The sequence below is a fragment of the Halomonas alkalisoli genome (genome assembly GCF_021412585.1).
GTDB classification, from domain to species: Bacteria; Pseudomonadota; Gammaproteobacteria; order Pseudomonadales; family Halomonadaceae; genus Halomonas; species Halomonas alkalisoli.
The window spans coordinates 199,120-225,235 of the sequence record NZ_JAKCMI010000023.1 but is presented as its reverse complement, the minus strand read 5'-3'; the positions used below and the strand labels follow the sequence as shown (position 1 = coordinate 225,235).

25 protein-coding genes are annotated in these 26,116 nt (G+C 55.6%); 7 read left to right on the top strand and 18 right to left on the bottom strand.

The genetic code is table 11. The annotated features are described in order from the left end of the window. Positions 1 to 49: 49 nt before the first annotated feature. The 8 genes from LY622_RS09615 to cuyA form a co-directional block, all read right to left on the bottom strand. On the bottom strand, positions 50 to 1,105 hold the full coding sequence (locus tag LY622_RS09615) for a YeiH family protein (RefSeq protein ID WP_234290679.1): 1,056 nt from the start codon (positions 1,103 to 1,105) through the stop codon (positions 50 to 52). A gap of 138 nt (positions 1,106 to 1,243) precedes the next feature. Then, on the bottom strand, positions 1,244 to 1,978 hold the full coding sequence (gene cuyB, locus LY622_RS09610) for a cysteate racemase (RefSeq protein WP_234290678.1): 735 nt from the start codon (positions 1,976 to 1,978) through the stop codon (positions 1,244 to 1,246). 21 nt (positions 1,979 to 1,999) lie between these two features. Next, entirely contained in the window at positions 2,000 to 3,280 is a 1,281-nt protein-coding gene (locus LY622_RS09605) for a TRAP transporter large permease (RefSeq protein ID WP_234290677.1), read from the bottom strand. Positions 3,281 to 3,292: 12 nt separating this feature from the next. After that, a complete protein-coding gene (locus tag LY622_RS09600; RefSeq protein ID WP_234290676.1) occupies positions 3,293 to 3,898 on the bottom strand; it encodes a TRAP transporter small permease in 606 nt (201 codons plus the stop codon). A 3-nt stretch (positions 3,899 to 3,901) separates the two neighbouring features. Beyond that, complete coding sequence (locus tag LY622_RS09595) at positions 3,902 to 4,885, bottom strand: TRAP transporter substrate-binding protein (RefSeq protein WP_234290675.1); 984 nt, start codon at positions 4,883 to 4,885, stop codon at positions 3,902 to 3,904. 30 nt (positions 4,886 to 4,915) lie between these two features. After that, the gene (locus tag LY622_RS09590) at positions 4,916 to 6,124 is read right to left on the bottom strand and encodes a DegT/DnrJ/EryC1/StrS family aminotransferase (RefSeq protein ID WP_234290674.1); all 1,209 of its coding nucleotides are present in this window, start codon (positions 6,122 to 6,124) and stop codon (positions 4,916 to 4,918) included. A 10-nt stretch (positions 6,125 to 6,134) separates the two neighbouring features. After that, positions 6,135 to 7,451, bottom strand: a complete 1,317-nt coding sequence (hisD, locus tag LY622_RS09585) for a histidinol dehydrogenase (protein WP_234290673.1) — start codon at positions 7,449 to 7,451, stop codon at positions 6,135 to 6,137. A 74-nt stretch (positions 7,452 to 7,525) separates the two neighbouring features. Continuing rightward, positions 7,526 to 8,539, bottom strand: a complete 1,014-nt coding sequence (gene cuyA, locus LY622_RS09580) for a D-cysteate sulfo-lyase (RefSeq protein WP_255762523.1) — start codon at positions 8,537 to 8,539, stop codon at positions 7,526 to 7,528. A gap of 217 nt (positions 8,540 to 8,756) precedes the next feature. Between cuyA and LY622_RS09575 the strand changes: the two genes are divergently transcribed. The 3 genes from LY622_RS09575 to LY622_RS09565 all read left to right on the top strand — a co-directional run bounded on the left by LY622_RS09575 (position 8,757) and on the right by LY622_RS09565 (position 11,122). Further along, complete coding sequence (locus LY622_RS09575) at positions 8,757 to 9,662, top strand: LysR substrate-binding domain-containing protein (RefSeq protein WP_234290672.1); 906 nt, start codon at positions 8,757 to 8,759, stop codon at positions 9,660 to 9,662. Between the two features lie 564 nt (positions 9,663 to 10,226). Continuing rightward, the gene (locus LY622_RS09570) at positions 10,227 to 10,469 is read left to right on the top strand and encodes a hypothetical protein (RefSeq protein WP_234290671.1); all 243 of its coding nucleotides are present in this window, start codon (positions 10,227 to 10,229) and stop codon (positions 10,467 to 10,469) included. Further along, on the top strand, positions 10,466 to 11,122 hold the full coding sequence (locus tag LY622_RS09565; RefSeq protein WP_234290670.1) for a hypothetical protein: 657 nt from the start codon (positions 10,466 to 10,468) through the stop codon (positions 11,120 to 11,122). The genes LY622_RS09570 and LY622_RS09565 overlap by 4 nt, the downstream gene beginning before the upstream one ends. Positions 11,123 to 11,786: 664 nt before the next feature. Here the strand turns inward: LY622_RS09565 and LY622_RS09560 are convergent. From LY622_RS09560 to LY622_RS09530, 7 genes are all read right to left on the bottom strand, one after another. After that, a complete protein-coding gene (locus tag LY622_RS09560) occupies positions 11,787 to 13,172 on the bottom strand; it encodes an amidase (RefSeq protein WP_234290669.1) in 1,386 nt (461 codons plus the stop codon). A gap of 11 nt (positions 13,173 to 13,183) precedes the next feature. Then, a complete protein-coding gene (locus LY622_RS09555) occupies positions 13,184 to 13,375 on the bottom strand; it encodes a hypothetical protein (protein WP_234290668.1) in 192 nt (63 codons plus the stop codon). Further along, positions 13,365 to 14,009 (bottom strand): N-carbamoylsarcosine amidohydrolase, encoded by a 645-nt coding sequence (locus LY622_RS09550; protein WP_234290667.1) that lies wholly within the window; start codon positions 14,007 to 14,009, stop codon positions 13,365 to 13,367. The genes LY622_RS09555 and LY622_RS09550 overlap by 11 nt, the downstream gene beginning before the upstream one ends. Positions 14,010 to 14,039: 30 nt before the next feature. After that, entirely contained in the window at positions 14,040 to 15,350 is a 1,311-nt protein-coding gene (locus tag LY622_RS09545) for a TRAP transporter large permease (RefSeq protein WP_234290666.1), read from the bottom strand. Positions 15,351 to 15,384: 34 nt separating this feature from the next. Further along, complete coding sequence (locus tag LY622_RS09540) at positions 15,385 to 15,897, bottom strand: TRAP transporter small permease (RefSeq protein ID WP_234290665.1); 513 nt, start codon at positions 15,895 to 15,897, stop codon at positions 15,385 to 15,387. Positions 15,898 to 16,000: 103 nt separating this feature from the next. After that, complete coding sequence (locus LY622_RS09535) at positions 16,001 to 16,978, bottom strand: TRAP transporter substrate-binding protein (RefSeq protein WP_234290664.1); 978 nt, start codon at positions 16,976 to 16,978, stop codon at positions 16,001 to 16,003. Positions 16,979 to 17,012: 34 nt separating this feature from the next. After that, entirely contained in the window at positions 17,013 to 18,188 is a 1,176-nt protein-coding gene (locus tag LY622_RS09530) for a TauD/TfdA family dioxygenase (protein WP_234290663.1), read from the bottom strand. A gap of 376 nt (positions 18,189 to 18,564) precedes the next feature. Here LY622_RS09530 and leuC point away from each other — a divergent pair, with 376 nt between their 5' ends. From leuC to LY622_RS09510, 4 genes are all read left to right on the top strand, one after another. Then, entirely contained in the window at positions 18,565 to 19,959 is a 1,395-nt protein-coding gene (gene leuC / locus LY622_RS09525) for a 3-isopropylmalate dehydratase large subunit (RefSeq protein WP_234290662.1), read from the top strand. Next, positions 19,953 to 20,561 carry a 3-isopropylmalate dehydratase small subunit gene (gene leuD, locus LY622_RS09520; protein ID WP_234290661.1) on the top strand — a complete coding sequence of 203 codons (609 nt, stop codon included), beginning with the start codon at positions 19,953 to 19,955 and terminating at the stop codon, positions 20,559 to 20,561. The genes leuC and leuD overlap by 7 nt, the downstream gene beginning before the upstream one ends. A 66-nt stretch (positions 20,562 to 20,627) precedes the next feature. Then, the gene (locus LY622_RS09515) at positions 20,628 to 21,485 is read left to right on the top strand and encodes an isocitrate lyase/PEP mutase family protein (protein WP_066449685.1); all 858 of its coding nucleotides are present in this window, start codon (positions 20,628 to 20,630) and stop codon (positions 21,483 to 21,485) included. 110 nt (positions 21,486 to 21,595) lie between these two features. Next, complete coding sequence (locus LY622_RS09510) at positions 21,596 to 22,615, top strand: AbrB family transcriptional regulator (RefSeq protein ID WP_234290660.1); 1,020 nt, start codon at positions 21,596 to 21,598, stop codon at positions 22,613 to 22,615. A gap of 85 nt (positions 22,616 to 22,700) precedes the next feature. Here LY622_RS09510 and LY622_RS09505 read toward each other — a convergent pair whose 3' ends face one another. The 3 genes from LY622_RS09505 to LY622_RS09495 are packed head-to-tail and all read right to left on the bottom strand — an operon-like array spanning position 22,701 to position 26,102. Then, a complete protein-coding gene (locus LY622_RS09505) occupies positions 22,701 to 23,861 on the bottom strand; it encodes an iron-containing alcohol dehydrogenase (protein WP_234290659.1) in 1,161 nt (386 codons plus the stop codon). Further along, positions 23,861 to 24,595, bottom strand: coding sequence for a GntR family transcriptional regulator (locus tag LY622_RS09500; protein WP_234290658.1), 735 nt, complete (start codon positions 24,593 to 24,595; stop codon positions 23,861 to 23,863). The genes LY622_RS09505 and LY622_RS09500 overlap by 1 nt, the downstream gene beginning before the upstream one ends. After that, positions 24,579 to 26,102 carry a tripartite tricarboxylate transporter permease gene (locus LY622_RS09495; RefSeq protein ID WP_234290657.1) on the bottom strand — a complete coding sequence of 508 codons (1,524 nt, stop codon included), beginning with the start codon at positions 26,100 to 26,102 and terminating at the stop codon, positions 24,579 to 24,581. The genes LY622_RS09500 and LY622_RS09495 overlap by 17 nt, the downstream gene beginning before the upstream one ends. Positions 26,103 to 26,116: the final 14 nt, after the last annotated feature.

Genomic DNA, 26,116 nt, shown 5'->3' with positions numbered 1-26,116 from the left:
CAAGCTACACTCCCAAGTCCAGGGCTAGGAAGTCTCGGCGTTAATTCCCTCAGACTCCCAACCCACCCAGCACAACTACCCCGAGAACGATGCCCAGCAGCAGCAAGGTTTCCAACACCATCAGGATCACCGGTCGCCACCCCACCACGGCAAGCTTCTGAAAGGAGGTCTTGATACCCAAGGCGGCAATGGCTGTGACCAGGCACCAGCGAGACAGCGTCGTCATGGCATCGTTAACCGATTCCGGAATAGCCCCAAGGCTGTTCACTATCACCAGCACCACGAAGCCCACCAGAAAGCTAGGCAACAAGGGCATTTTGGAGGATTCACCTGCCTCTCGACGTGACTTGCGAAAAAGCCACATGAACACCATGACAACCGGCACCAGCATAGCTACGCGCACCAGCTTGACCAGGGTGGAAACATCACCTGTCTCCTCCGAAATCATGTAACCGGCTCCCACCACTTGGGCGACATCGTGGATAGTCCCCCCCAGAAAGATGCCGGCCTGAGTGTCGGCCAGCGCCAGTGCACCAGCGATGAGCGGATAGATCACCATTGCCATGGTGGAAAGCGTGGTTACGCCCACCACTGTGAGGATGGTATTGCGTTCACTGGCCTCGTTGCGCGGCATCACCGCTGACAAGGCCAGGGCCGCCGAGGCACCACAAATTCCGACTGCTCCACCGGTCAATAGCCCGAATTCGCGTGGCAGGCCCAGTACTCTCGCAAACAACGCCCCCAACGCAATGACCAATGCAACAGAGCCGATCACGGTAAGTACCGGCACAAGACCCAGATCACCCACCTGTTCCAACGTCATCCTGGCGCCCAGCAATGCCACCCCCAGACGCAGTACGGTGCGGGAAGCAAATTCAATGCCCTCTCGGCAGCGGTCCTCTTCACTGAGAAAGTGCAGCGACATCCCGAACAGAAGCGCATAAAGCAAGGTCGGCCCACCGTAATGATCAGCAATAAAGGTGGTCGCCAAGGCAATGGTCACACACACGAGAAGGCCACGACCAACAGCACGATAGTGTCCACGAGAACCATGAAAGAATGTCCGCAGGGTCGTCAATGGCGCGGTAAAAGTACGAGTTTTCATAAGTGGATCTCCGGTCGCATCCCGCGAGTCGCACGAACGATGCCATGGCTCGGCAATAGCCGAGCCATGGAAACATTCGCGAAATAAATAGCTATGCAAGCGGACGATAAACGCCCAGGGCTCAACTAACCTCGGGGGTCAGCCTGTATTGGCTGCTTTGACCACGTCATCAGCCAGCACTTGTAAGGTATCTACCACTGGGAGGGATACCTTTAGCCCATCGCCAATCACGGAAAGTTCGGTACATGCCAGCACCAGCACATCCGCCTGTAGCGTGGCAAGTTCGGCGGCCGCGCCGGCGAAGGCTGCCAGGGTCTCGGGAGCACGCCCCTGACCACGCTTGACGGCACGAATCACGCCCAGCACGGCTTCTTCATCGCTTGGGTAGACCAGCGACAACCCACGCTCCCGAGAAAAACCTTCATAGAGGCCGATCTTGCGCAGGGCCGGCGAGCACAGCATGCCGACGCGGGCACCGGGCAGACGATGTGCGATGGCATCCAGCGTTCTCTCAACGATGTGCCACACAGGAATGCTTACCGCATCTTGGGCATCCTTCCAGTAGTAATGCGCCGTGTTGCAAGGCATCACCAGGAAATTAGCTCCAGCCTGTTCCAGGCGCCTCGCCATCTCGGCGATCACGGGGCCTGGATTATCACCATCCCCGTCGATCAACGCCTTGATCCGTGATGGCACCTTGGGGTTATTGTCCACCAGCATATGAACATGATCGATATCGTCCTGAGCTGGCGTGGCATCGATGACTCGTTGCATGAAGGCTACTGTGGCATCGGGCCCCATACCTCCCAGAACGCCAACCATGACATGTGTACTGGTCACAGAAGAAGGCGAATATTCGTTTTTTTTGCTCACAAGAACACTCCCGATAAATCGTTAATACCCAAACTTTCCAGGCAACCACAGCGTAATTTCTGGAATAAATGCAAGAACAAGGGCGATAACTACCATAGACCCAACGAGTGGCAAGGCTCTAACCGATATCCTCTCGATCGAAACTTTGGCTATACTGGAGCTGATAAACATGTTCTCACCCAGCGGCGGTGTAGAGAAGCCGATACCTAGGCTCACCACCAGTACAATGCCAAAATGTATAGGATCAACACCTAGCTCCACCATCACAGGAAGAAGCACTGGCGTAACTATCATTATCACGGCCAGAATCTCGATGAACATCCCTACCAGGAGGAGGAACAGAATGACAAGTACCCAAACCATCCAAAGACTGGTGGTTATATCGAGAATTCCTTGAGCAATCATCGCTGGAATATGATTTTCCACCAGAACACGACCGAAAGCTGTTGCCGTAAACATGATAATCAACACACGACCGGTCAGCCATGTAGCACTCTCAAAAGATTTTCCAACCCCAACTAATGAGGATTCCTTGTGTATAAAAACCCCCACAAAAAGAGCATAAAAAATCGATACTACAGCTGCCTCTGTAGGCGTAAACAGCCCCGAATAAATCCCACCCAGAATAACAACCGGCGCCATCAAAGACCAGAACCCATCTTTCAGCACATTGAGGACACGCCGCCAGTCGTAGGGGGTACCTTCTGTCTGATAGCCATTTTTCTTGGCCACGATATAGTTAGCTACCATCAGGCCCGCACCAAGGATGATTCCCGGAATCGCACCGGCCAGAAAGAGAGCCGAAATAGATTGACTAGCCGTTACGCCATAGATGATCAACGGCATGCTCGGAGGAATGACGACACCTAACCCACCAGCTGTAGCTGTGATTGCCGCCGGATAGCTCCTGCCATAGCCTTTTTCTATCATGGCAGGGATGACCAACATGCCTACCGCAGCGGTAGTAGCCGGGCCGGAGCCGGATATGGCGCCGAAAAACATGCAAGCTATCACGACTGCAGCTCCCAAGCCGCCGGCAGCAGGGCCTGCAAGCTCTTCAGCAATGCGTATTAACCTGCGAGCGATACCAGAGTCTCCCATCAAAGCCCCGGCGAGAATAAATGCTGGCAGCGCCATTAATGGAAAAGAGTTCAGAGCAGAGAAACCCAGCTCCACCATCGAGCTGATATCTCTGCCATTCATTACATAAACCGACATTGCCGAGATTCCCAAGGCAACCACGATAGGCGCCCCAAGCAACAGCAATCCACCAAAAACTGAAAATAGAAGAAGAGCCGTCATGATGCCACCCCTTTACTTTTCTGAAGACGGGCTGTTGGAAGCTTCGTCTTCAATTATTTTATCGACTTGTTCTTGATCAATATCGCCAAACTCAACGCCTTTAACGAGCTTGAGGTATTGAACCTGCAAAACGCGGAATGCCATCAACACGAAAGCAACAGGAAATATCATGTAGACGTAAACCAGGGACCACCCCATGGCAGGCGTTCTGTAGGGAAACGCAAAAAGAAGTTCGATAAGGGAGAGACTCTTCCATGCCAGAGTCAGGCAGAAACCAACCCAGACCAAGTCGACAAAAAGCAGTAACCCGTTGGCAACACGCTTGGGCAAAAGATTGATATGGATCTGCAATCTATTATGGGCTCCAAGGTGAGCAGCATGCGCTGCACCCAGAAAAACAAACCAGACAAAGGCGTAGCGGGACAACTCTTCAATCCATGCCATGCCAATCCCAAGCGTTGCTCGCATTACCACCTGAGCAAATATCAGAATCACAAAAAGCCCGAGCAAGAATCGGCAAGTGTAGTCTTCGATATTGTTGATAAATTTTAGCACGGGCACCACCCTATCCAGCCAGGAGCGTGCATTTAAGGCCGGGAGATTCTCCCGGCCCAGCATGGTTTAATAGCCAAGAATGGACTGAAACTCTTCGAAGGCTTCCTGGCCGCCAATTTTGTCGTAGAAGGCGGGCCAAACTTCTTCTTGAGCGATACGTATCCACTCATCCTCATCTTCGAGCGTCGATACTTCAACGCCTTCTGCCTCCATACCTTCTCGCGCCGTGACCGCTCCAGTCAGCTGAAACTGCAGGGCGTAGAGCTGAGCGTCAATCCCCGCGCGATCAATTATCGCCCTCTCCTCTTCCGACAAGGCATCATAGGTACGCACCCCCATCACAAGAGGCTGCAAGGAGTACTGGTGATGGACTTCAGTCAAGTAATCTTGCACCTCGTGGAATTTCATCGTGTAATTCACGATATAGGGGTTATCCTGGCCGTCAACGACACCTTGCTGGAGAGCCGTGAACACCTCAGGCCAGGACATGCTGATCGGATTGGCGCCCCAAGCCTCATAGGTAGCCAGCATCATCTCATTTTGCGGGACACGAACCTTGAGCCCTTGCAGGTCTTCCAGGTTGCGTACCGGGCGATCCGAGTTGGTAAGATAGCGGAAGTTTGAATACAGCCAGCTGATGATCTTTACACCCGCTTCCTCCTTGGCAATCTCGTTCCAGCGTTGTGCAAGCGGGCCCGTCGTTGCCTTGACAGCATCAGCATGGCTTCGCAATGAATAGGGCATCGTCAAGGCACCGAGCTTCGGTGCATACGGCGTCAGGTTACCGACACCGATGAATGCCATATCCAGTGACCCGATGCGGGTGTCTTGAATCATTCCGGTTTCAGGGCCAAGCTGGCCACCCGGAAACAGGTCGACAGTCATTTCACCATCGGAATATTGCTCCACCAGTTCGGCAAATCGCTGGGCCAGCGCCCCCTGGTCGGAGTCCATGGGATCCCCCATGCCCACCTGAAAGGTTCTGGCCTGGGCCGCATGCACAGTCAGCGAAGCCAGGATGGCAGTTGCCAGCAGTGTTTTCTTGAACATTGTTTTCACTCCAATTCGATAATATCGGTGTTATGGGTTGTTGGTCTTGTCGGTTGCCTGCTCCATGGCATCGCCCATCAGCTGGACAATGTCGTCGCACTCCTCGTCGGTGAATGTCAGTGGAAGCCGCAGGTCACACAGCTCTGCCAAGATGCGATCCGCATTGGGCAATGCTCGTGTGGCTGGGAGATAGCGCCAGCTGTCGTAGCGGCTGGTGTAGTCCTCAGGTTGTGGCTTGCCATACCACTTGAGGGGAATGCCACGCGCCTCGCAGCCGACGACGAATCGTGCGATTCGATCCGGCGACAGTGACGGCAGACGAAACTGGATGGAGCTACCCACGAAGTCTTCCTGGGCATGCCGGGGAATAGTCTTGACGAGTTCATGATCAGGAAGACCGGCCTCGATACGCCGGTAAAGCGTATTCCAGCGCTCCTTGCGCCCTTCGAGCTCGGCCAGTTGCGGTCGCAGCACGGCCGCTCGCAGGTTATCCATGCGACCGCTCATGTTAGGTGTCACCAGGCGAGTCTCGTCGAAGCTCTCGGCACCCGGAGCGGCCAGATGGCGGTCGTAGAGCATATACGAGCCCGACATGATCACCGCCCGGCGCATGATCTCGGGGTCCTGGGTTGCCAGCAGCCCCCCCTCGCCGGAATTGATGTGCTTGTAGGTCTGGGTGCTGAAGCAACCTACCCTGCCGAAAGTGCCACTCGGCTTGCCTGCGTAACTGGCGCCCATGGTGTGGGCGCAGTCTTCGATCAGCGTGATACCGTGCGCATCACACACCTCCGTGATGGCCTCCATGTCGCCGATATGGCCACGCATGTGTGAGAGCAAGAAGAACCGTGCGCCGGTCTCCTGCGCCGCTGTTGCCAGGTCAACCGGGTCTACCGTGGTGTCCTCAAGGATGTCGACCAATACCGCTTCGCCTCCCGCTGCATGAATGCTGCCGGGCACCGGAGACAAGGTGAAGGCGTTGCACAGCACCGGGTCTCCCGGCGCGATCCCGCAAGCACGCAGTGCCAGTTGCAGGGCATAGCCGCCCGATGCGCAGGCGAGTGCATAGGGAACGCCCAAGCTGTCGGCAAATTCTTGTTCCAGCAGCGCGGTTTCACCCTTCTCCCCTTCCACCAGGTTGTAGCGATGCAGCCGTCCGGAGCGCATCACCGCCACCGCCGCCTCGATCGAGTCCTCGGACAGTGGCTCCTGCTGGGTGAACGATTTCGAGAAGCGACGCATGTGACGTACCTCAATAGCGCTGTTGGTGATAGACGGGGAATTCCCATTGTTCATTGGGGAAATACTTGGTCAGCCGCCAGTCGCAAGCACGGGCGTGACCTTCCATGCCCTCGGTGCGCGAAATTCGCGAGCCCACGGCGCTGAAGGTGCGGTTGGCTTCTTCGCTGAGCTGCTGAGTAGTCAGCACCTTCATGAACTTGTGTACATTGAGGCCGCCGCTGTAACGGCCGGCACGCTTGGTCGGCAGGATGTGGTTGGTCCCCGAGCACTTGTCACCGTGGGTGACGGTGCTTCCCTCGCCGAGGAACAGCGAGCCGTAGTTGCTGAGGTGCTGTTTCCACCATTCAAGATCCTTGCACAGCACCTGGAGGTGCTCGCAGGCATACCGATCGCTGGCTTCGACGACTTCCTCTCGGGTATCGCCTACGATCACTTCGCCATAATCGCGCCACGCGGCATGAACCACTTCGGCGTTGGGCATATCGTCGGCGACCTTGGGCATCAGCTCGATGACCTTCTGCGCCAAGGGTTCGCTGGTGGTGAATAGCCACACGGGTGAGTTGGGGCCATGCTCGGCCTGGGATGCCAGGTCGACGGCGATGGTCATGGGGTCGGCGGTATCGTCGGCAATGATCGCCGACTCGGTGGGGCCAGCAAACACATCGATTCCAACCTGACCAAACAGCAGCCGCTTGGCCTCTGCCACATAGGCATTGCCCGGCCCCACCAGGATGTCGGCCTCACGACCACCGAACAGCCCGAAAGCCATGCTCGCCATGGCATGTACGCCGCCCATCTCCAGGATCATGTCCGCGCCGGCCACATCCAGGGCATAGGCCACTGCCGGGTCGATGCTGTCACCGCGCGGTGGCGAGCAGGCCACCACATGGGCGACCCCCGCCGCCTTGGCGGTGGCGACACTCATCAATGCCGAGGCGACATGCGCGTAGCGTCCTCCCGGGATATAACAGCCGGCGCACCCCACCGGAAGCACCCGCTGTCCCAGAATGACCCCTGGCTCAGTCTCGATCTCGAACGAAATCAGGCTGTCGCGTTGCGCCTCGGCAAAGCGCTTGATCTGACGATGCGCGAAGTCGATGTCATCCTTGGTCTCTTGGGGCACCATGGCTATCAGTTGCTGGCGCTTCTCATCACTGAGCACGAAGTCGCCCTTCCAGCCATCGAACTTCTCGGCATATTCTCGAACCGCCACCTCACCACGTGCGCGTATGTCGTCGAGCATGTCGCGTACCACCGTGGTGATACGCTGGTCTTCGGTGGCTACCGTCTCGGCCGCCTGCGCCGACTTGAGATGTCGAATTGTCATTGTGTTCTCCGCAATGCTGCTGATTTCTAAACCAGGCTCACATCAGGGCTTCCGCCCAGGTCTCAAGGAGACTGTCACGCTGTGTAGTCGGGAAAACCGAAGGCCTCGGGGTAACCGAACAGCGCCACGCTGCCACCGGTATGCAGAAAGACAACGTTATCGCCTTCCTTGAAGTGCCCCTTGCGAATCAGGTCGACCAGGCCTGCCATGCCTTTGCCTGAATAGACCGGATCGAGCAGGATACCTTCGTGACGCGCCAGCAGCGTGACTGCCTCGACCATGCTCTGCGTAGGGATTCCATAGCCTTCGCCGACATAGTCACAGTTGGCTACTACGTCCTCGCGGGTCACTACACCCGAAAGCCCCAGCTTGGCTTCGGTCTTCTGGGCAAGCGCAAATACGTTTTCTTCCTGCTTGTCCTTGGGCGCACGCACGCCGATACCGAGTACCGGAATGCCGGCATTGCAGGCGGCAAGCCCAGTGACAAGCCCTGCCTGGGTGCCGGCGCTGCCGGTGGCGTGCACCAGATGATCGACCTGAAGTCCCATGTCATTGGCCTGGGCCAGCAGTTCGAGGGCGGCATTGACGTAACCCAGCGCCCCGATCTCGTTGGAACCGCCTCCGGGGATGATGTAGGGGGTCTTACCGTCTTCCTTGAGCTGTTCGGCTAAAAGCTCCATCTCGGCCGCCATGTCGGTGCCACCGGGACGCTTGCTGACTGTTGCGCCATGCAACTGGTCAAGGAATACATTGCCATTGAAGTTGTAGGCCGGGTCATCACTTCCGGTGCGATCCTCGAGCAGGATGTGGCACCCAAGCCCCAGCTTGCAGGCCGCGGCAACGGTCTGGCGCGCGTGGTTCGACTGGGTAGCCCCTTGAGTGATGATGGTATCGGCGCCTTTCGCCATGGCATCGGCCATCAGAAACTCGAGCTTGCGGGTCTTGTTGCCACCGGTGGAAAGACCGGTGCAGTCATCGCGCTTGATCCACAGACGCGGTCCTCCCAAGAGACGGCTCAAGTTATCCATCGGCTCGAGTGGTGTTGGCATGTGTCCAAGACGGATGCGGGGGAAACGGGAAAGATGCATGCGGGCCTCCAGGCGAGTAGTTTTTTGCATAAACGGGCTCTCTATATGACCAGCGACCAAGAGGTCAGCGAACCGCCGTCCGCCATAAGTTGGTCTGGCCTATAAAAAATAGTGCCTATCGGATTGGCCCGGCTAATGCCAAGATATTGTCAGTCGGTTAATTTTTTGCATAGAAAGGATAAATTATTGTTGAAAACAATTTATTCAGGAAGTTGATATGAAAATAGAGTGGATTGAAGATTTTCTTGCCCTCATAGAGGCAGGAACCTTCTCACAGGCAGCAGAAAGGCGTCATGTCACCCAGCCCGCATTCTCGCGGCGTATTCGGCAATTGGAAGACTGGCTAGGCGTCGAGTTGATTGATCGCCACTCGCCACGCCTGACACTCCTACCCCATGCGAAATCCTATGAGTCATCGCTTCGGGACTGGCTGGCACACCTGTATGCCCTGAGAGGCCGCATCCGCGCTGATGCCAAGCATGGACCGCGAGCAATCCTTACCACCCAGCACACCTTAACCGTCAGCTACTTGCCTCGCTTGCTACGGCACTTTCGTCAGCACGCCGCAGATGCCAGGCTGCAGGTGAGATCATCGGACCGCAGCGAATGCATACGCGACTTCCAACGAGGCGACGCAGACCTATTGCTATGCAATGAACTCGAAGATGCCCCCCTATTGATGGAGCGCACGGAAATCGAGCGGGTGCTGCTAGGGACCGAGCGACTCGTGCCGGTGTGCGCAGCCGATCGCTTCGGACAACCGATATTCGATCTCGACAATCAGAACCGGCTGCCCTTGCTTGGGTATGATCCCAACAGCTTTCTGGGCAGCGCGCTGTCGTCCCCTTATCTGCTGGATCTACAACGTCGTTATGATGTCGAACTGGTTTGTGAAACAGCCTTCACGATAGGCATCCGCGAGCTATCGCTGGCGGGATTAGGTATTGGATGGTTGCCGCATGGCCTAATCGAGTTGGAGCTCGAGGCGGGGAGGCTCGTCTCGCTCGCAGAACAGCTGGGAGGGCCGATGCTGGTAGTGGCCTGCTACTGGCAACCTGGAGGCGGCGCGTCAGCAGCTGAGCAACTGTGGGAGCTGATCAATGCTCGGCCACCAACCGTTTAGCAAGTAGGCAGCGCCTCAGTAGCTGCGCTGCGATAACCTCACCCAGCGCTACTCGACGCGCTGGGAAGAGCTGCCCGCGGCAAGAGCCAGATAAACGAAGTGAATCACCCGGGTTTCGTCGTAGCAACTCCATTGCTGTGCAGGTCCTGATCTTGGAGTGTAGCTGGGGCACCATAGCTTGAATTCGCGGTTTGAGTACGTTGAGAGCTACGCATCCCACCCGCGAACCAGTGACTTCAAGCCCAAGGCAAGGGGTGTACAGGATATCAGGGGTGATCCAGTATGCTAGCGGAGATCGGGATTGACACTGCATGGGCAGGCTGGTTACTGTTCTGGAAGCGCCGATTTGAATCTCAGCTTGCGGGCGCTCTAAAAATGCAGCTAAAGCGATGCCAGAGGCCCGCTTTAGCCATCGCTGAGCGGGTTTTTTGTTGTCCGGCCTCCGGGCCACCGCCGATTTAAGCACCAACTTGCGGGCGGAATAGAAATGCAGCTAAAGCGGCGTGCGACTCCACTCCCCTGGGTCGGCGCTTGCCGATTGCACCAGGGGAACAGGAGACAGCCATGACACCTCACAATCGCCTCTCGCATGACACCCATCTTTTCGCTGCCGCTGGTGGATCTCCCGCCCGGCCGGACGAGCACCTTGCGGATGCTCTGACGGGCCACCATCTGGCCCAGGATGACATCGTACGCCGGGAGCTACGCAACGACGTCATGCTGGCCGGAGACCGGACGGCGCAAGCCGCTCCGAACCGCGTGACGCCCGGTGAACAGCAGACGCCGCAGAGGGGGGCAGAACGATGAACCTGAACCAGGAGCTACGACTCAGAACCCGCCATCTGGTCCCCGCCGACGTGTTAAGGGCGATGGGCTACTCGCTCCCCGAAGCGTCCGCGGTGGCCCATTACCAGGCTATCGGAGAAAGCCCCTATCTCGGGCTGGAGCGGGAATATCGGGACGAACGTTTCGGCGAGCGAGGCTTCCTCGAGGCGCTGTGTCGCTGCGCAGGGCTCGGCGAAGCCGAGTCTCTATCCGCCATCGAAGCCGTGGCAGAAAGGCTCGCCGAGGACCGCAGCGCCTTTCGCCATTGGCTGTTTGCTGACACGGACTACGTCCGGCGGACAAACCCGACAACGCCGATCTTCGCCATGGCCTTCACCGAGTACTTCCGCCGTCTTCCATTTCCCATCGGCTTCTGGCGGCTGCCATGGGAGGAGCGCCTGGCCACAGCCTGCCAGAAAGCGCGTGAGCACCTGCAGGAGAGCGGAGGCAAGCTGGTCACCTGGGGCGAGATAAAGCGCTACCACTACTGCTTTGCCGAGAAGCGCAGCATCATCATCTCGCCGGCGGGCGAAGTGATCGGCGAACAGGAGGACTTCGACCCGCCCCGCGCCACCTTCGGGCTGGATGGTGATGACCGGGATCTCGGCGATCTCTTTAACACGGGGCAGAACTGACCGCTGGCAGCCTTGCCGTTTCGCCAGGCTACATGGCGTGATTCGGCCAGCACTTGCTCGGCTACTACGACCATTGCTGCTTCCGGCTGCGAGTCGGCCATCCCTGCCGCAGCGGCCGGTATGTCCGCTAGCGCACCGACGCCAAGGGACAGACAGCCCAGTATGCAAAAGATCAGGCATACCGGCATCGCCGTGGATATTGGCCACTGATGACGAAAGGAGTCTCTATGAAAAATATCTTATGGGTCATCGCAGCAGTGGTGATTATGCTGGCAGTGTTGTCGGCCCTGGGCTGACGCCAGGAACTCGCCTTGACTCTCCTCGCCGTCTACCGCCAGCGCAGCTATCAGCTTGAACAATGGCCATATGCCAGACGTCAGGCAGTGTCTATCAGCGAGACCGCCCCACCACCTCGCACAGCGTTGCTCAGCGCCGCCAATATACCAATATAGAAACGCATGGAGAGTGTCTGGCCATCAGCTCGCAAAGAAGAAGCGCCAGACCTACTGCTTCCCATCTGCAAAACAACGAGCACGCACTGGTCTCCAACTGCAATCAGTTGGCCACAGCAGTGGCCGAGGAACAGCGCATTACTACAACAGGAAAGGGGCTGCTGGACACCTCCATCGTGCAGAAAACCAACATATATAATGCCACTTAAAGGTTAGGTAACTCTCGCAATGAGATTCCGAATGCCAGACAGCTTTTCATGACCATGGGCTAAACAAAGCAGCGTCGGCTCAGCGAATGGTTTGCCAATCAGCTGAAAGCCGACCGGCAGGCCGCTGGGGCAAAAACCGCACGGTAGAGACAGTGCTGGAAGCCCCAGGTAGTTTGTCAGCCGGGTGCAATGACTCAGATCCGTGATCATTTTGGTCGACTCTAGCGAGTCTCCCAGATCAGTTTCTGCGAGCGTCGGCGTAGGCCGTCGAAAGACAGGGGTATGCAAGACGTCGCACTGCTTCATGACGTCATTCATGAATCGCTTGAAATGGAGGCCTCTAAGCTGCCTGGCCTGAACGTAGGCCGCAGCAGGAATGAAGAAGCCGTGCAATAACCGGGCCCGCGTCTGGTGACCGTAACTGGCCTTATGCCTGGCGAATCGCGTAGCATGATAGGCTGCAGATTCAGCACCCAGAACGATATAGGACAAACTGGTCAGCTCCTGGTGACCGGGCACCTTGACCTTGACCAACTTGCAGCCGAGTTGTTCGAGCCGCAGCAGGCTCTCTTCCATCAAAGACTCGATCGTGGGGTCGATATCCTCATAATAGTAATTCTCAGGAATCCCGACGCGCAGCCCCTTGACATCATCTTCCAAAGACCGGGAAAACCGGGCGACTACACCACTGCCAGCCGATGTCAGACAGTCCATCATCAACGCGACGTCTTCCGCAGTGCGGCCAATCGGCCCGAAGCAGTCGAGCGAGCGCGACATGGGCATGACACCGTCGCTGCCCAACAGCCCATGTGTCGGTTTCAGGCCAACGGCCCCACAAGCTGCCGCCGGTATGCGCACCGAGCCCCCCGTATCCGAGCCCAGCGCCGCAAATACCGCACCCGACGCAACAACAGCACCCGAGCCACTGGACGAACCGCCTGAGATATAGGCCGGGTTCCAGGGGTTGCGACAAGCGCCGAAGTGATCGTTATGACCCGTTGCGCCGAAAGCAAACTCAGACATGTTCAGACTACCAAGCTGAACGGCTCCCGAGCGGTCCAGGGCGGCCAGCAGGCGGGAAGTTTGCTTTGGGACCTGGGCCAGCTCAGCTGACGACCCATAGGAACAGGGCATGTCCTTGCGATGGAACATGTCCTTGTGAGCCATAGGGATACCTGCCATGAGCATTCGCTCTCCACCAACAAGACGGTCGGCTACACGTGCCGAATCCAGAGCGAACGCCTCATCGATGCGGATGAAGCAATTCGACACTCGATTGATGCGCCGGGCCGCCTCCAGGCTCACCGAAACGAGCTCTACACAGCCGATTTCCCTTTTACGTACGGCTGAAGCAGCCTCCTTCAGCGTCCAGGCCATCGGATCACTCATCGCGTCCATCCTCACTTGTGTCTTGAGATCAAATCATCGAAATCACACTCCTTGAGATCGTTATCAACTACAGAGCCAAAGGAGTAATCGATAGCGCCAAGCACCCGAGAAAGTACTTCTGATGTCCGCTCTACATCGCCATCTCTAGGCTCGACACCAGACAAGAGAATGAAATTTCGCTCGACATAGTCACTATAATCCATGATTGTCGCACTCCTCGAAATGCCTCATCACCTCACTCATACTCATCACATCGCCATACTTCGCGTGGATGTCGAATAGATTCGCTTCATGTGGATTTTGATGGCGGTCTCCAACGCACTCACGAGGCACGACGACACGAAATCCATAAGAAATGGCGTCGACCACCGAGGCACGAACGCACCCACTCGTAGAGCAGCCAGTCAAGACAACCGTATCGACCCCTTTGGCGACGAGCATGGAGACGAGAGGCGTAGCGAAAAAGGCACTTGGGTACTGCTTGCGAATTACAGGCTCGCCATCGGCAGGCAGCACGTTGTCATCGAATTGCGAATAAATGCTGGATTCCGTCATCTGACGGAGAACAGGCAATTTCTTTATGAAAACCCCACCATCAGCTCCATCCGCCGAATAGACGACCCGCGTATGAATGACAGGCACATCACATCGACGCGCACAGTCGTATAACGCCGCCGCATGCTTGACCGCCTCGACGACGCCTTCCGCATAGAGACCGCTATCAGGAAGCGTATAAGCCTTCATGAAGTCTATCGCCAGAACGGCCGTGGACTTGCCGAACCCAGTCGAGCCATTGAAGGTATTACGGTAATTTTTCTCAAGATCTTCGCTAGCCATCTATTTTTTCCTCTCTATACAAAGTGCTTTTCACAACATACCGGGCAGCCAGGTCACCACGGCGGGAAACATGGCAATGATCACCATGGCCAGAATGAAAACGCCTACGAAAGGCCAGGCAGCAGCATAAAGATCATTTACCTTCAGCTCCGGCGCTGCCGCCTTGAAAGCAAACAGGACATATCCAAACGGTGGCGAAAACCCACCTATAGTCACATTGATGAGAAAAAGGACCCAGAACCACAAAGGATCGAAACCCAGCGCCGCTATGACAGGAGTATATATTGGAATGATCACAATGCTGATCGCTATCTGATCCATGAACATGCAAAAAATGAACGGTATCAACATCATGATCAACAGCATGACCAGGGGATCCAGCGATGTCGCAACCGAAAGCTGAGCGATGGCCGAGGTCGCACCACTCAGGGAAAGTAGCTGACTGAACAGCTTCGAACTGGCCATGATGATCAGTATGATAGCCGATACGGCCGCCGCCGACTGAACGGACTCCAGAATCATCTTGAAGGAAAGTTTCCTGTAATAAGCCGCCGCTAGAAGCGCCCCCACCACACCGGAAGCGGCCGACTCGGAAGGAGTAGCGATCCCCAGCAGGATAAACCCCATCACAAAGAAAATGATGACGGAGAAAGGCAGTAGCTGAAGGACAGCAATGACCTTGTCCCTGAAATTCCTGACCGGGACATCATTTGTGGAAGCCTGGCCAGCCAAACCAGGATTAATCGCAATTCTCACAGATGTATACAAAAGGATAAGAGAGGCAATAATGAGACCAGGTACTATACCTGCGATGAGAAATCGAGATATGGAGATATTGGCCAACATCCCGATGACGATAATGAGTACGCTGGGTGGGATGATGGGGGCCAGGTTGGCCCCACCCAGAATGGCCCCGATGGAGAGCCTGCGATCGCTGCCCCTGGCCAGCATCTGTGGGAGAAGGGATCGCCCCAGCATGGCGACAACCCCCATTGCAGCGCCTGAAAGTGCTCCAAATATTGTTCCCAACGCAGCCGAGAGCACGAAGTCTCGCCCCTTGACGCGACCAATCAACGTATCAGTCGAACGAAAGATGGCATCGGTTGCCCCCGAACGAAACAAGACCTCCCCCATCAATATGAATAACGCGATGGTTGCAAGCGAAGAAGAGGCAAGCGTATCGTAAATACTGTTGGTAAAAATACTGAATCCACGCCCACCAAAGAAGTACATGGCACCGACCAGATTCGTGAAGAGAAACGCCACAAATACCGGTACGCCAATAACAAACAAGAAAAGAAGTATTCCCAAGCCCGCAAGCAAGATCTGAAGCCATTCCATGTTTATCTCCAATATCTGGTTTTGTTATGAGGCATCAACGACCTTGTCTCGTCAGAGAGGCCTGAAATTCCATGACACTTGCCCGCAAGAAATATACACCGGAGTTAATCAAGCCATAAGAAATCACTGCACTCATCCACCATCTTGGAACTGATACAACGGCCATGGTGCTGATGCCGCGACTGTATTGACGCATGGCCTCCTCGAAGGCATACCAACCAGCCCATACACAAGCCACGGCTGCAAGCAAGAAAAGCATAGAACTAAAATAGCCCCTGGGTATTTCAGGCAAAATATCTTTAACGAAGCTTATTTCGATATGAGCCCGCTCCCTAGTCAATCTTGGAGCTAAAAGGAAGGTCGAAAAGAGGAGAAAATAACCCGTAAAGTCACTAATCCACTGAGTAGGGCTGCGAAAAAAATAGCGCGCCGTTATTTCGTAGCAAAACATGATCAAGATAGCGAACAAGGCCAGCACACCTATCCAGTAGCCTATATCCGTTAACGCATCGTGTGTCTTGCCAAGGCCGGAGCATAGCTTGTTCATTGTTTCTCAGCCCCCAGATTCTTAGAGAAATATTAACGCCAAATCGAAATCGTCACTGACCGCGCGCGGCCAGTGACGATGAACGCCCGTCAAGGATGCAGCCTCAAGGCGTCAGGCCAGCCTCGCGAGCGAGCTCACGCATCTGCTCGGCTGGACTCCCCGAAATACGGATGGCCTCTTCCCAGAGGCCATCTGCAAAGGCCTGATCGAGAACCTGCTGCTGCTCTTCCCCCAGATATGTGAGTTCAGCTCCCACCTCCTCCATCAACTCCGTTTCTTCCGCAATAAGTCGGTCATAATGAGCGAGTGAGGCATCCTCCAGCTCACGTCCAATTTCCAGAAACGTTGCCTGGTCCTCTTCAGGAATCTCTGCCCAGTAGTCTTCGTTGAAGACCACCATCAAACTAGTCACCCCGAATCCAGGACGAACCAGATAGGGCAGTACCTCGTGCAGGCCAATTTGGTAATTGCCGAAAATATTGTGGCCTGCGCCTTCGATGACACCTCGCTCCGCCGCGGTGTAAATTTCCGAGACAGGCATCACAGTGGGGGACCCACCGAAGGCACGAATGGGACCATGGTAAGTCAGAGTGCCACGAATGATGCGTCCTTCAAATCCACCGTCATCGCCGATGGGGTCTGTCAGCATGAAGTGATAGCCGGGATTAGCGGAAGGAAACGAGATCATTCGCACATTGTGAGTCAGGTAGTAATCCTGGTAGGCCTCCCATATACCAGACTCCCGGCGCGCTTCCGGGTCGGCATCAATGGCATCTGCAGCCAGTCCCACGCCAGTGACACCAGTGTGATACGGCCCCGTCGAGAGAGCCATGGGAAAAACACCGGAGCTCACCGGGTCGAATTGTTCGAACCCTGGAATCGCATCCTCACCCACCAAACTGATTTGATATTGGCCATCGAACCGCTCATCGACCATCTCGACGAACAAATGGGCTATATCGTTCAGAGCGTGATTGGTGGGAAATGGAACGAGCATCTGGTAGTTGTTGGCTTGTACCGTTGATATACCACTCAAGCCAACGGCAACAGCGAGTGCGGAAAGTACAGGTAGTTTTTTCATTGTTATCCCCCGGGATATTGTCAATTCATGGGCTTCAGGCTGGTATCCGATAAGGCATACCGTGAAATTCAGCAGCTTTTTTGGTATATCCTCTTTTTACTTCATCGAATTGCTGGCCAACGATCCCCCCGCGCACGGCTCCGGCGCCGACGTCGTGGTAAGCTGCCTCCAGCGCTGGGGAAAGTGGCTGGCTGTATGGCGTTGAAATCCAGGCTCTCAATAGATGACGCTTCTTGCTCTCCTCCTCGAAATCGACAAAATCAGTACGTGAATGCAGAATGACGTGATTGTTGAGAATTTGCATGTCCCCCGGCTGGAGAGTCATCTCGAAAGTAAATTCATCGGATGCCACCAGGCGATCCAGCATGTCCATTGCTTCGACCTGATAGTCGTCAGGATGAGGAACCCCATCGAACTCATGTGCGTAGCGAATATGGTTGCGAACGTATCGGCAACAAAAAAAGCCATCTCGTTCCGAAAAGATGGGAGCCGCATAGTATGGCGCTTCCTCAAGGCTTTCCTCCCCTTTACGGGAATAATGGATATTTCTGCACAGCGCCTCGTATAGTTCAGGAGCCGTAGAGGCAATCTCGTCTTTCAATGATACGGAGCATGCAATACGACTCTCACCGCCGGCTTTTGCCGCGTTGATACAAAGCAGACCGACCAGATCCGCCATATCGGTGTGGTAGTCGAGCCTGGCATTCGTGTTGTAACCCCGACCGCTCGCAGATCGATAATTGCCGCCGGCATCACGTACATCGCCAATCAGGTCACTCTTGACCCCCTGCGGCCGCAGCACTCCCAGGTGGTTGCACAACCCCCAGTAGAGCGCCCGGATACGTTCGACAGGCAGCGACTCGATAGGCAGCCCACGCAGAACCACGAAGCCCAACTCGCTCGACACCGCTTGCCTGACATCGGCAATCAGTTGTACGAGGTTGTCGAACGGGAAGTCCTGAGCGCTGCTTTGCAAAAGGGGCTTGCCGCTATCCTCGAAGACCGCCAGGCCCGCGATCAAACCTTCCCGCTCTTCGGACGATAGCGCTCTAACCCAGGCATGATCGTCAACCAGCTCCTTGCTTTTCCAAGCTTTAGGCATGGCGCCGACGGAGTTACCTGCGTAGGAAGCAGACTGAACGGAATGCGACAAGCCATTGTTGGCAAAGCTCTTTTTTCCATTTTCAGGACCTGAACCGTGCTGTGCCATGCCTCATCTCCAGTGTGTCATTTATTGTCTGTATACTGGTGAATCACAGCCTTACTCATTGGATACGGTTTGTCAAATACTGCTTGATGCGATCCGAGCAACCAGGTTGCCATCCAGCCTCCCACGCTCCTTTACACCCCCAAAAACACAAGGTTAATCATCATATAATTCAACTAGTTATCTATTCGATTCCTAGCACACTCAAATTCATGTACGGCAAGAACACTGGCAGCGCAGAATAAGCCTTCCATGCGCGAATTGTTCGCGCTGTCCTTGATTGGATACGATCTGTGGTATATGTATACTCTAGCTGGCATCACACGCTCAGCCATGGCTAACAACGACAGCGAGGCCAACGACAGCGAGGCAAGCAGCGATGGGAAAAACGCTTTTCGACAAGATATGGGAGTCGCATGTCATCACCGAGCGGGATGATGGCACTGCACTTCTCTTCATAGACCGGCACCTGGTGCACGACGCAACGGCACAGGCGTTCGATCAGCTCAAGGCCGAGGGAAAAAAGGTACGAAGGCCCGACCTGACGTTCGGCATGGCCGACCACTACATTGCCACTCATCACGAACCCGATCGCGATCCCGTACATGACAACATGGTGACGACGCTGGCGGAAAATGCCCGCGATCAGAACATCATGTCTTTCGGTGCGGGTGACGAGCGCCAAGGCATCGTCCACGTAGCAGGCCCCGAACTGGGACTCACCCTGCCGGGCACCCTACTCGTGTGTGGCGATAGCCATACTTCCACTCACGGTGCGCTAGGTGCGCTAGCCTTTGGTATCGGTGCCTCTGAGGTCGCTCATGTACTCGCCACCCAGACGCTCTGGCAGAAGCGCCCAAGATCGATGCACATTCGCATCGACGGCGAGCTCGGCCCTTACGTCACGGCAAAAGACCTGATTCTGACTATCATCGGCACCATCGGCGCCAATGGCGGCGCAGGGCATGTCATTGAATACTCAGGCAAGGTCATAGACGAACTGTCCATTGAGTCCCGCCTGACACTGTGCAACATGTCGATCGAAGCCGGCGCACGGGCCGGCATGATTGCACCCGATGAAACGACCTTCGCCTACCTGAATGGCAAGCCCTTCGCGCCGCAAGGAGAGCTCTTCGAGCGTGCCGTATCAGCGTGGCGAGAACTCAAGAGCGATGCCGATGCGCAGCATGACAAGGAAGTCACGATAGAGGCCCGCGCAATAGCCCCAACGGTAACATGGGGCAATTCACCGGAAACCGCCCTGCCTATCACTGGCCACATTCCCGCCCTCGAAGAGATCGAGCTCAACAAGCGGGAACAGTACAATGCCACCATCGAGTACATGGGGCTCGAGCCGGGCGAAAAACTCACCACCCTCATAGTCGACCGCGTATTCATTGGGTCCTGCACCAATAGCCGCCTGGAAGACCTGCGCGAAGCTGCAAAGATTGCAAAGCTCGGCAAAGCCAAGGTCCCCACCTTCGTCGTACCCGGCTCACAACAGGTTCGTCGCCAAGCGGAACAGGAGGGACTGCACGAGATCTTCTTACAGGCGGGGTTCGAGTGGCGAGAGCCGGGGTGCTCCATGTGCGTCGCCATGAACGGAGACTCGGTACCTGCCGGTGCTCGCTGTGCTTCCACTTCTAATCGCAACTTCGCCGGCCGCCAGGGCCCGGGCAGCAGAACGCACCTCATGAGCCCCGCCATGGCCGCTGCTGCTGCCATTACCGGCCACCTTACCGACGTCAGGGAGCTGGAGGGTACCAAATGCTAGCTTTTACCGAACACCGCGGGCTAGTCCTTCGCTTGCCCTGGGAAAACATCGATACCGATCAGATCATACCCGCACGGTACTTGCACCGCCCTCGTGATGCCGGGTATGGGGACCAACTATTTCACGACCTTCGTTTCACGCCCGATGGCAAGCTCAGAGTGGGCTTCCCCCTGAATGACCCAACCAAGGCCGAGTCGAGCATTCTTGTGGCAGGAAAAAACTTCGGATGCGGCTCATCGCGAGAGCATGCCGTATGGGCATTGCTGGATTATGGCTTTCGCGTCGCGATCGCGCCGGATTTTGGCGACATATTCTTCAATAACAGCCTCAAGAATGGCCTATTGGCGATTCGCATGGATGAGCAAAGCATCGAATCGCTCATGCAAGTGGAAGGCGACTCCACGATCCTGAGCGTAGACTTGCCTCACCAGAGCATCACCAATCGAGATGGCCTAAGCCTCTCATTCGAAATCGATTCCTATCGAAAAGAGGCACTCCTCAAGGGCGAATCAGAAGTCCAAATGACTTTTCGATTACTTGATGAAATCAAGGAATTCGAAGCACGACATATCACAGAAAACCCTTGGATAGAAACATCTTGATTATCACCTGGCGCGTCCAGCCTACATCAATAACCAGCTTGAAAATGAATGTAAAGGAGATGAACAATGACAGCCAAGACACTTAAAGAACAGCTGAACTCCGGGGAGATCGTCGTTGCACCCGGTATCTATGACATGATTTCAGCCTTGATCGCCGACCGCATGGGGTTCAAGGCTCTTTACGTGACCGGCTATGGCACGGTTGCCTCTCACCTGGGCTTACCCGACGCAGGCATTGCCACCTATAGCGACATGGTCAGCAGAATCGCCACCATGGCGAAAATGACTAATACTCCCATCGTCGCTGATGCCGATACCGGTTACGGCGGATTACTTAACGTCCATCATACCGTGCAGGGCTATGAAGAAGCAGGAGCTTCCGCCATTCAACTCGAAGATCAGGAATTCCCGAAGAAGTGCGGCCATACGCCCGATCGCCGAGTCATTCCCTTGGAAGACATGGTACAAAAAATTAAAGTCGCCTGCGATGCGCGGCGTAGCGACGATCTCGTAATCATCGCACGCACGGATTCCCGAACGGCCTTGGGGCTCGATGAGGCATTGAAACGCGCACAGGCCTACAGCGAAGCGGGTGCCGATGCCATCTTCATCGAATCGCCCGAATCGGAGCAGGAAATGGAAACCATAGGCAAGCGCATCGACAAGCCACTGATAGCCAACATGGTGCCGGGAGGCCGCACACCGCTGCTCTCAGCCGACAAACTCCAGTCGCTGGGCTTTGCACTGGCCATCCATCCCGCCGCCGGCTTCCTGGCCACTGCCGCAGCCCTGGAAAAGAGCTATACCGATCTAAAAGAGAATGGCGGCGTGACCGACTCTTCCCTGCTGTATAGTTTCAGCGAGTTCAATGAGCTGATCGGCTTCCCAGAGGTTTGGGAGTTTGAAAAGCGCTACATGGGCTAGGCTTCACCCGAAAAGTGCCTGCGCTTTGTCAAAGCCTGAGCGCTGGCAACCGCTCACCGGGAGTATGCCCCGGTGAGCATTTCTCGACATAGCCACTCAGGATTCAAGGTTTGTACAGCCAAATTTCGAGTACGACCCGAACCCTGGCGTTGGCCGCCTTAGGCGGGCTAGTCGGCAATATTGCCGGCCTGGCTGCAGGCTGGCTACTTGGCGCCATTGTCGCAACCTTGGCAGGTAGCCTCGCCGGCCTTCGACTGAATTATCCCAGCGAGCTGCAAGCACTAGTCCTGCTGCTTGTCGGCATCAGTATCGGCAGCTCCTTGAGCCCACGGTTCTTTTCTGAAGCGGCTTCCTGGCTGCCAAGCCTGGCGGGATTGGTGGCCGCCATGTTAACGATCACCTTCACCGTCTCTCACGCACTTTCCAGGCTCACCAGGCTATCCGGAAACACCAGCTTCCTCTCGGCCTATCCCGGACACATGGTGCTGATACTGCAAACGGCGTCGCAGTACCCATGCAACGTACCGCAGGTCACGATGATTCAAAGCATACGGCTACTATTTCTCGTCGTGCTTTTTCCGTTACTTGCCAAGGGAGCCGGCGGGGATAGGGTATTGGAAGCACAGGAAACTCACTACACGGCGCTCGCGATGATGATACTCGCTGCCGTTCTGGGGGCAGCCATATGCAAACGCTATCGGCTTCCCGCTGCCGTTCTTCTGGGATCGATCCTGGGAGCAGCTCTGGTTTCCATCAGCGGCTTCGAGGCTGGCAGGCTGCCAACGGGCTTGCAGACATCGATTTTCATCCTGACCGGCGCGATGGTCGGAACACGCTTTACCGGCAGCAGCCTGAGAAGCATGGCCAAATTGCTTCCCGTGTCGTGCTTCTCCGTTACATTGACGCTATTCGCAACCAGCGCAATCGCCTTCCCCATCAGCATGGTAATCGACGTACCCTTCACGCAGTTGCTATTGGCCTATGCGCCCGGCGGGGCAGAAGTCATGGCACTGATCGCACTCGCTGTCGGTCACGATGCTGGCTTCGTAGGCATACATCACCTGGCCAGGCTGATGTTCATGGCGATCAGCTTCCCTCTGCTGCTCCGACTAATGGTCACCGACGAGTGAAAAACGGCGGGCTGCGCTCTTTCCCGCATAAACCACCCCACCGCTCCTATCGTGGTCTCATAACGTCGCGGTCAAGAGGCCGTCATCAATAGACAGTCTGGTAGATCTCAAGAGCATCCTGCTCTGTCACATCCCGGGGGTTATTGACCAGCAAACGCTGTTGCTGCATCGCGTCCGCAGCCAGTGCCCCGAGGGCGGTTTCATGAATACCGACATCACGTAATCTCAGGGGCAAACCGCTTCTATTCAACAGTGCCTCGATGCCCACGATGAAGCGTTCGCAATCGTCAGCAAACGAGGGGGAGCGTGGCTCGCGAGTCAGGATTGGCACCAACTCAGCATAGCGCTCGGCTGCCGTCACCGCATTGAAGCGAAGCACCGCCGGCAGCACCAGGGCATTGGATAATCCGTGAGGCACGTGGTAATGGCCTCCGAGGGGATAAGCCAAGGCATGCACTGCCGCTACCGGCGCATTGGCGAAAGCCTGGCCGGCAAGACAGGAACCCAGCAGCATGCCTTGCCGCGCATCGAGATCGTTGCCGTCCTGCAGCACCCGGTCGATATGATCGACGAGAAGGCGCAAGGCTTCCTTGGCGAACATATCGGACATCGGATTCTTGCGAATCTTGCTCGTGTAAGCCTCTATCGCATGCACCATGGCATCGACACCCGTGGCCGCTGTCACATGGCGTGGCAGTCCCACCGTCAGGCCGGCATCCAGCACAGCAACGTCCGGAAGCAACACCGGCGAGACAATGCCCGACTTGGTCGTTTCGCCAGTCGTTACGATGGAGATCGGCGTCACCTCGGACCCCGTGCCCGCCGTTGTGGGCACCTGAACCAGCGGCAGCCTATCGGCTTGGAGCTTTCCAATACCATAGGCCTCCTGCAGCGGCTGGTGGCAGTGCGGATGAGCAAAGCAGGCCACCAGCTTTGCTACGTCCATGGAGCTACCGCCGCCAAAACCGATGACCAGCTCGGCACGCATTTGCCTGGCTCGCTCGATGGCCTCGAGCACGACCGTTTCGGGTGGGTCTGCGACCACGTCGTCGAATAGCTCTACCAAAACCCCATGCTCTGCCAGGCCTGACATCGAGGGCTCATGCAATCCTAAATCGGAAATACCAGGATCCGTGATCAAAAAGATACGCTTGGCCGAGAATTGGCTCACCACCTCATGCAGGCGCGCAGCCGCACCCTGCTCGACAATCAGCTTTCGTGTGGTATTGAATTCGTAACTAAGCATCATTCCTCCTCGCTCGTTCGCATAAGGTCGCACGCCGCCATGATGTGAGACTTCATTATCGATGAGGACCAGTCACCATCTCCTGCCGCTATAGCGGCTACGAGATCGCGATGGTGTATCAAGCTGCGCTGCTCGTCCTTGGCTGAGAAGAATCGATAGGACCTGATCAAAAAACCAATATCCATCAGCGACAACGCTGTTTCTTCGAGCTTGGAATTATTTGCCAATTTCAGGATTTTCGTATGAAATTTGCGATTCAACACCGATAGGGACCCGACCGTTTCAGGTGCCAGCCGGTAGCTTTCCATTTCCTCGCAGATGAGCTCGAGATCCCGAATATCCCTGGGTTTTGCATTTCGCGCGGCAAGCCCCGCAGCACAGCTTTCCAAGCACGCCCTTACCTGGAAGATCTCGATGGCATCCTTTCTTGTCCATCCTCGCACTGCAGCACCAGAATTGGGATGAAAAACCACGAACCCATCCTGTGCAAGGCGATGCAGTGCCGTACGAACGGGTGTTCTACTGGTACCCACCAAGCTAGCCAAATCATCCTCGCGCAACCTGTCATTTGGCTGATACTCACCAGCAAGAATCGCTTCACGTATGATGATGTAAGCCCTTTCAGGTGCAGGAAGGTTAGTGAATTTTTGACTTTCTGTGTCTAAAACTTCCATCTTTTCCACCTTGCGCCATTTTTCTGACAAACCGTAACTCGCCTCATGTACGCTTGGCATACCCAAGGCTCTCTCTCACATTACGATAAATTTTAAGGGCGATGGGCGTCAGACAGATCAGAATCATAAACAGCAGGATAAGGCTGACAGGCCTGTTCAGGAAAATTCCTAGAGAAAGCTCCCCTGCCCCCTGAAAGGTCCTCATCAGCTGGCGGTCCAATATCGGGCCAAGAATGATTCCCAGAATGACTGCTATCAAAGGATAATCGTATTTTCTCATCAGAATGCCGAGTGCGGCAAAAACGAGCATGATTTTTACATCGAACATTTGCAGGCTGATCGCATATGTTCCCGCCACAGAGAATACGGCTATCAAGGGAATCAGTACGATAGTAGGTATATTGATCACCTTGGCCGCGTACAGTGAGACCAGCAGGCCCGCCATGAACAGGAAAAAAGAAGCCACGATTTGCGCGAACATGATACCGTAGACGAGTCCCTGATGATCGATGAACAATCGCGGCCCAGGGATGAGACCTTGCAGCATGAAGGCACCGACCATGACCGCGGTCGCCAGCCCACCCGGTATGCCCAGAGACAACATGGTGGCCAACGCGCCGCCTTCAGAAGCATTGTTTGCCGATTCAGCGCTAATCAAACCCTCTTCCGCTCCTTGACCAAACTCTTCCGGTTTTCTTGAGCTGCGCTTGGCTTCATTGTAGCTCACTACGCTTGCCACAGTGGCACCAGCGCCGGGAAGCGCACCGATAATAACCCCGATGGTGCTCGACTTGAGCACAGTCACCGGATGTTTCAACACACGACCGAACCCATACAAAAGGAGATGCAGATTTTTCTGACTATCGCCTTTGCGCCCACTCCCTCCTGCAACATAGCGCTGCTGCAGCATATAAAAGAGTTCGGAAAAGCCAATCAAGCCTATCAAAGCCGGTATGACAGGAATGCCGTCCATCAACTCGAAAAAGCCGTGGGTACCGCGAATCGCCCCAGTCGATGTCATGCCCACGGTACCCAGAAGTACCCCGAATCCCCCTGCTATGATGGCTTTGAGAAAGCTGTTATGCAAGGCAGCGATGACCGTCAGTCCAAGCACACCAACCAAAAACAGCTCGGGTGGACCGAACATCAGCGCAACCGTGACGATAAGCGGCATGACCAGAATCAGAAAGATAGCACCAAGCAGGTTGCCCATGGCGGATGAAGCGACTGCCATGCCCAGCGCCTCGCTGGCTCTTCCCTGCTTCGTCATGGGGTTGCCGTCAAAGCCTGTCACGATTGCCTGGGGGGAGCCAGGTATGTTGAGCAAGATCGAGGATATAGAACTGCCAAAATTACCACCCGCATAGATTGCAGTGAGGAAAGCTATCCCCAGTACAGGACTCATCGGGTAAGTCAGCGGAAGCATGATACTGATGGCCAGAGGGGTGCTGAACCCGGGTATTGCACCAGTGATGATACCGAAGAATACACCAAGAAGAAGGACTGCCATGACTTTCCAGTCGGCTAGAAGAGCAAGACCTTCCAAGATAGGAGCAGCATCGAACATGAATCATTCTCCGG

What these genes read in the sequence shown, in the direction of transcription:
- LY622_RS09540 (WP_234290665.1), bottom strand. Translation starts at nt 15,897, where the DNA reads ATGAACAAGCTATGCTCCGGCCTTGGCAAGACACACGATGCGTTAACG.
- LY622_RS09565 (WP_234290670.1), top strand. Translation starts at nt 10,466, where the DNA reads ATGAACCTGAACCAGGAGCTACGACTCAGAACCCGCCATCTGGTCCCC.
- LY622_RS09495 (WP_234290657.1), bottom strand. Translation starts at nt 26,102, where the DNA reads ATGTTCGATGCTGCTCCTATCTTGGAAGGTCTTGCTCTTCTAGCCGAC.
- LY622_RS09545 (WP_234290666.1), bottom strand. Translation starts at nt 15,350, where the DNA reads ATGGAATGGCTTCAGATCTTGCTTGCGGGCTTGGGAATACTTCTTTTC.
- LY622_RS09595 (WP_234290675.1), bottom strand. Translation starts at nt 4,885, where the DNA reads ATGTTCAAGAAAACACTGCTGGCAACTGCCATCCTGGCTTCGCTGACT.
- LY622_RS09555 (WP_234290668.1), bottom strand. Translation starts at nt 13,375, where the DNA reads ATGGATTATAGTGACTATGTCGAGCGAAATTTCATTCTCTTGTCTGGT.
- hisD (WP_234290673.1), bottom strand. Translation starts at nt 7,451, where the DNA reads ATGACAATTCGACATCTCAAGTCGGCGCAGGCGGCCGAGACGGTAGCC.
- LY622_RS09600 (WP_234290676.1), bottom strand. Translation starts at nt 3,898, where the DNA reads ATGCTGGGCCGGGAGAATCTCCCGGCCTTAAATGCACGCTCCTGGCTG.
- LY622_RS09535 (WP_234290664.1), bottom strand. Translation starts at nt 16,978, where the DNA reads ATGAAAAAACTACCTGTACTTTCCGCACTCGCTGTTGCCGTTGGCTTG.
- LY622_RS09590 (WP_234290674.1), bottom strand. Translation starts at nt 6,124, where the DNA reads ATGCGTCGCTTCTCGAAATCGTTCACCCAGCAGGAGCCACTGTCCGAG.
- leuD (WP_234290661.1), top strand. Translation starts at nt 19,953, where the DNA reads ATGCTAGCTTTTACCGAACACCGCGGGCTAGTCCTTCGCTTGCCCTGG.
- LY622_RS09575 (WP_234290672.1), top strand. Translation starts at nt 8,757, where the DNA reads ATGAAAATAGAGTGGATTGAAGATTTTCTTGCCCTCATAGAGGCAGGA.
- LY622_RS09550 (WP_234290667.1), bottom strand. Translation starts at nt 14,009, where the DNA reads ATGGCTAGCGAAGATCTTGAGAAAAATTACCGTAATACCTTCAATGGC.
- LY622_RS09570 (WP_234290671.1), top strand. Translation starts at nt 10,227, where the DNA reads ATGACACCTCACAATCGCCTCTCGCATGACACCCATCTTTTCGCTGCC.
- LY622_RS09615 (WP_234290679.1), bottom strand. Translation starts at nt 1,105, where the DNA reads ATGAAAACTCGTACTTTTACCGCGCCATTGACGACCCTGCGGACATTC.
- LY622_RS09515 (WP_066449685.1), top strand. Translation starts at nt 20,628, where the DNA reads ATGACAGCCAAGACACTTAAAGAACAGCTGAACTCCGGGGAGATCGTC.
- LY622_RS09505 (WP_234290659.1), bottom strand. Translation starts at nt 23,861, where the DNA reads ATGCTTAGTTACGAATTCAATACCACACGAAAGCTGATTGTCGAGCAG.
- LY622_RS09560 (WP_234290669.1), bottom strand. Translation starts at nt 13,172, where the DNA reads ATGAGTGATCCGATGGCCTGGACGCTGAAGGAGGCTGCTTCAGCCGTA.
- LY622_RS09530 (WP_234290663.1), bottom strand. Translation starts at nt 18,188, where the DNA reads ATGGCACAGCACGGTTCAGGTCCTGAAAATGGAAAAAAGAGCTTTGCC.
- leuC (WP_234290662.1), top strand. Translation starts at nt 18,565, where the DNA reads ATGGGAAAAACGCTTTTCGACAAGATATGGGAGTCGCATGTCATCACC.
- LY622_RS09500 (WP_234290658.1), bottom strand. Translation starts at nt 24,595, where the DNA reads ATGCCAAGCGTACATGAGGCGAGTTACGGTTTGTCAGAAAAATGGCGC.
- LY622_RS09605 (WP_234290677.1), bottom strand. Translation starts at nt 3,280, where the DNA reads ATGACGGCTCTTCTTCTATTTTCAGTTTTTGGTGGATTGCTGTTGCTT.
- cuyA (WP_255762523.1), bottom strand. Translation starts at nt 8,539, where the DNA reads ATGCATCTTTCCCGTTTCCCCCGCATCCGTCTTGGACACATGCCAACA.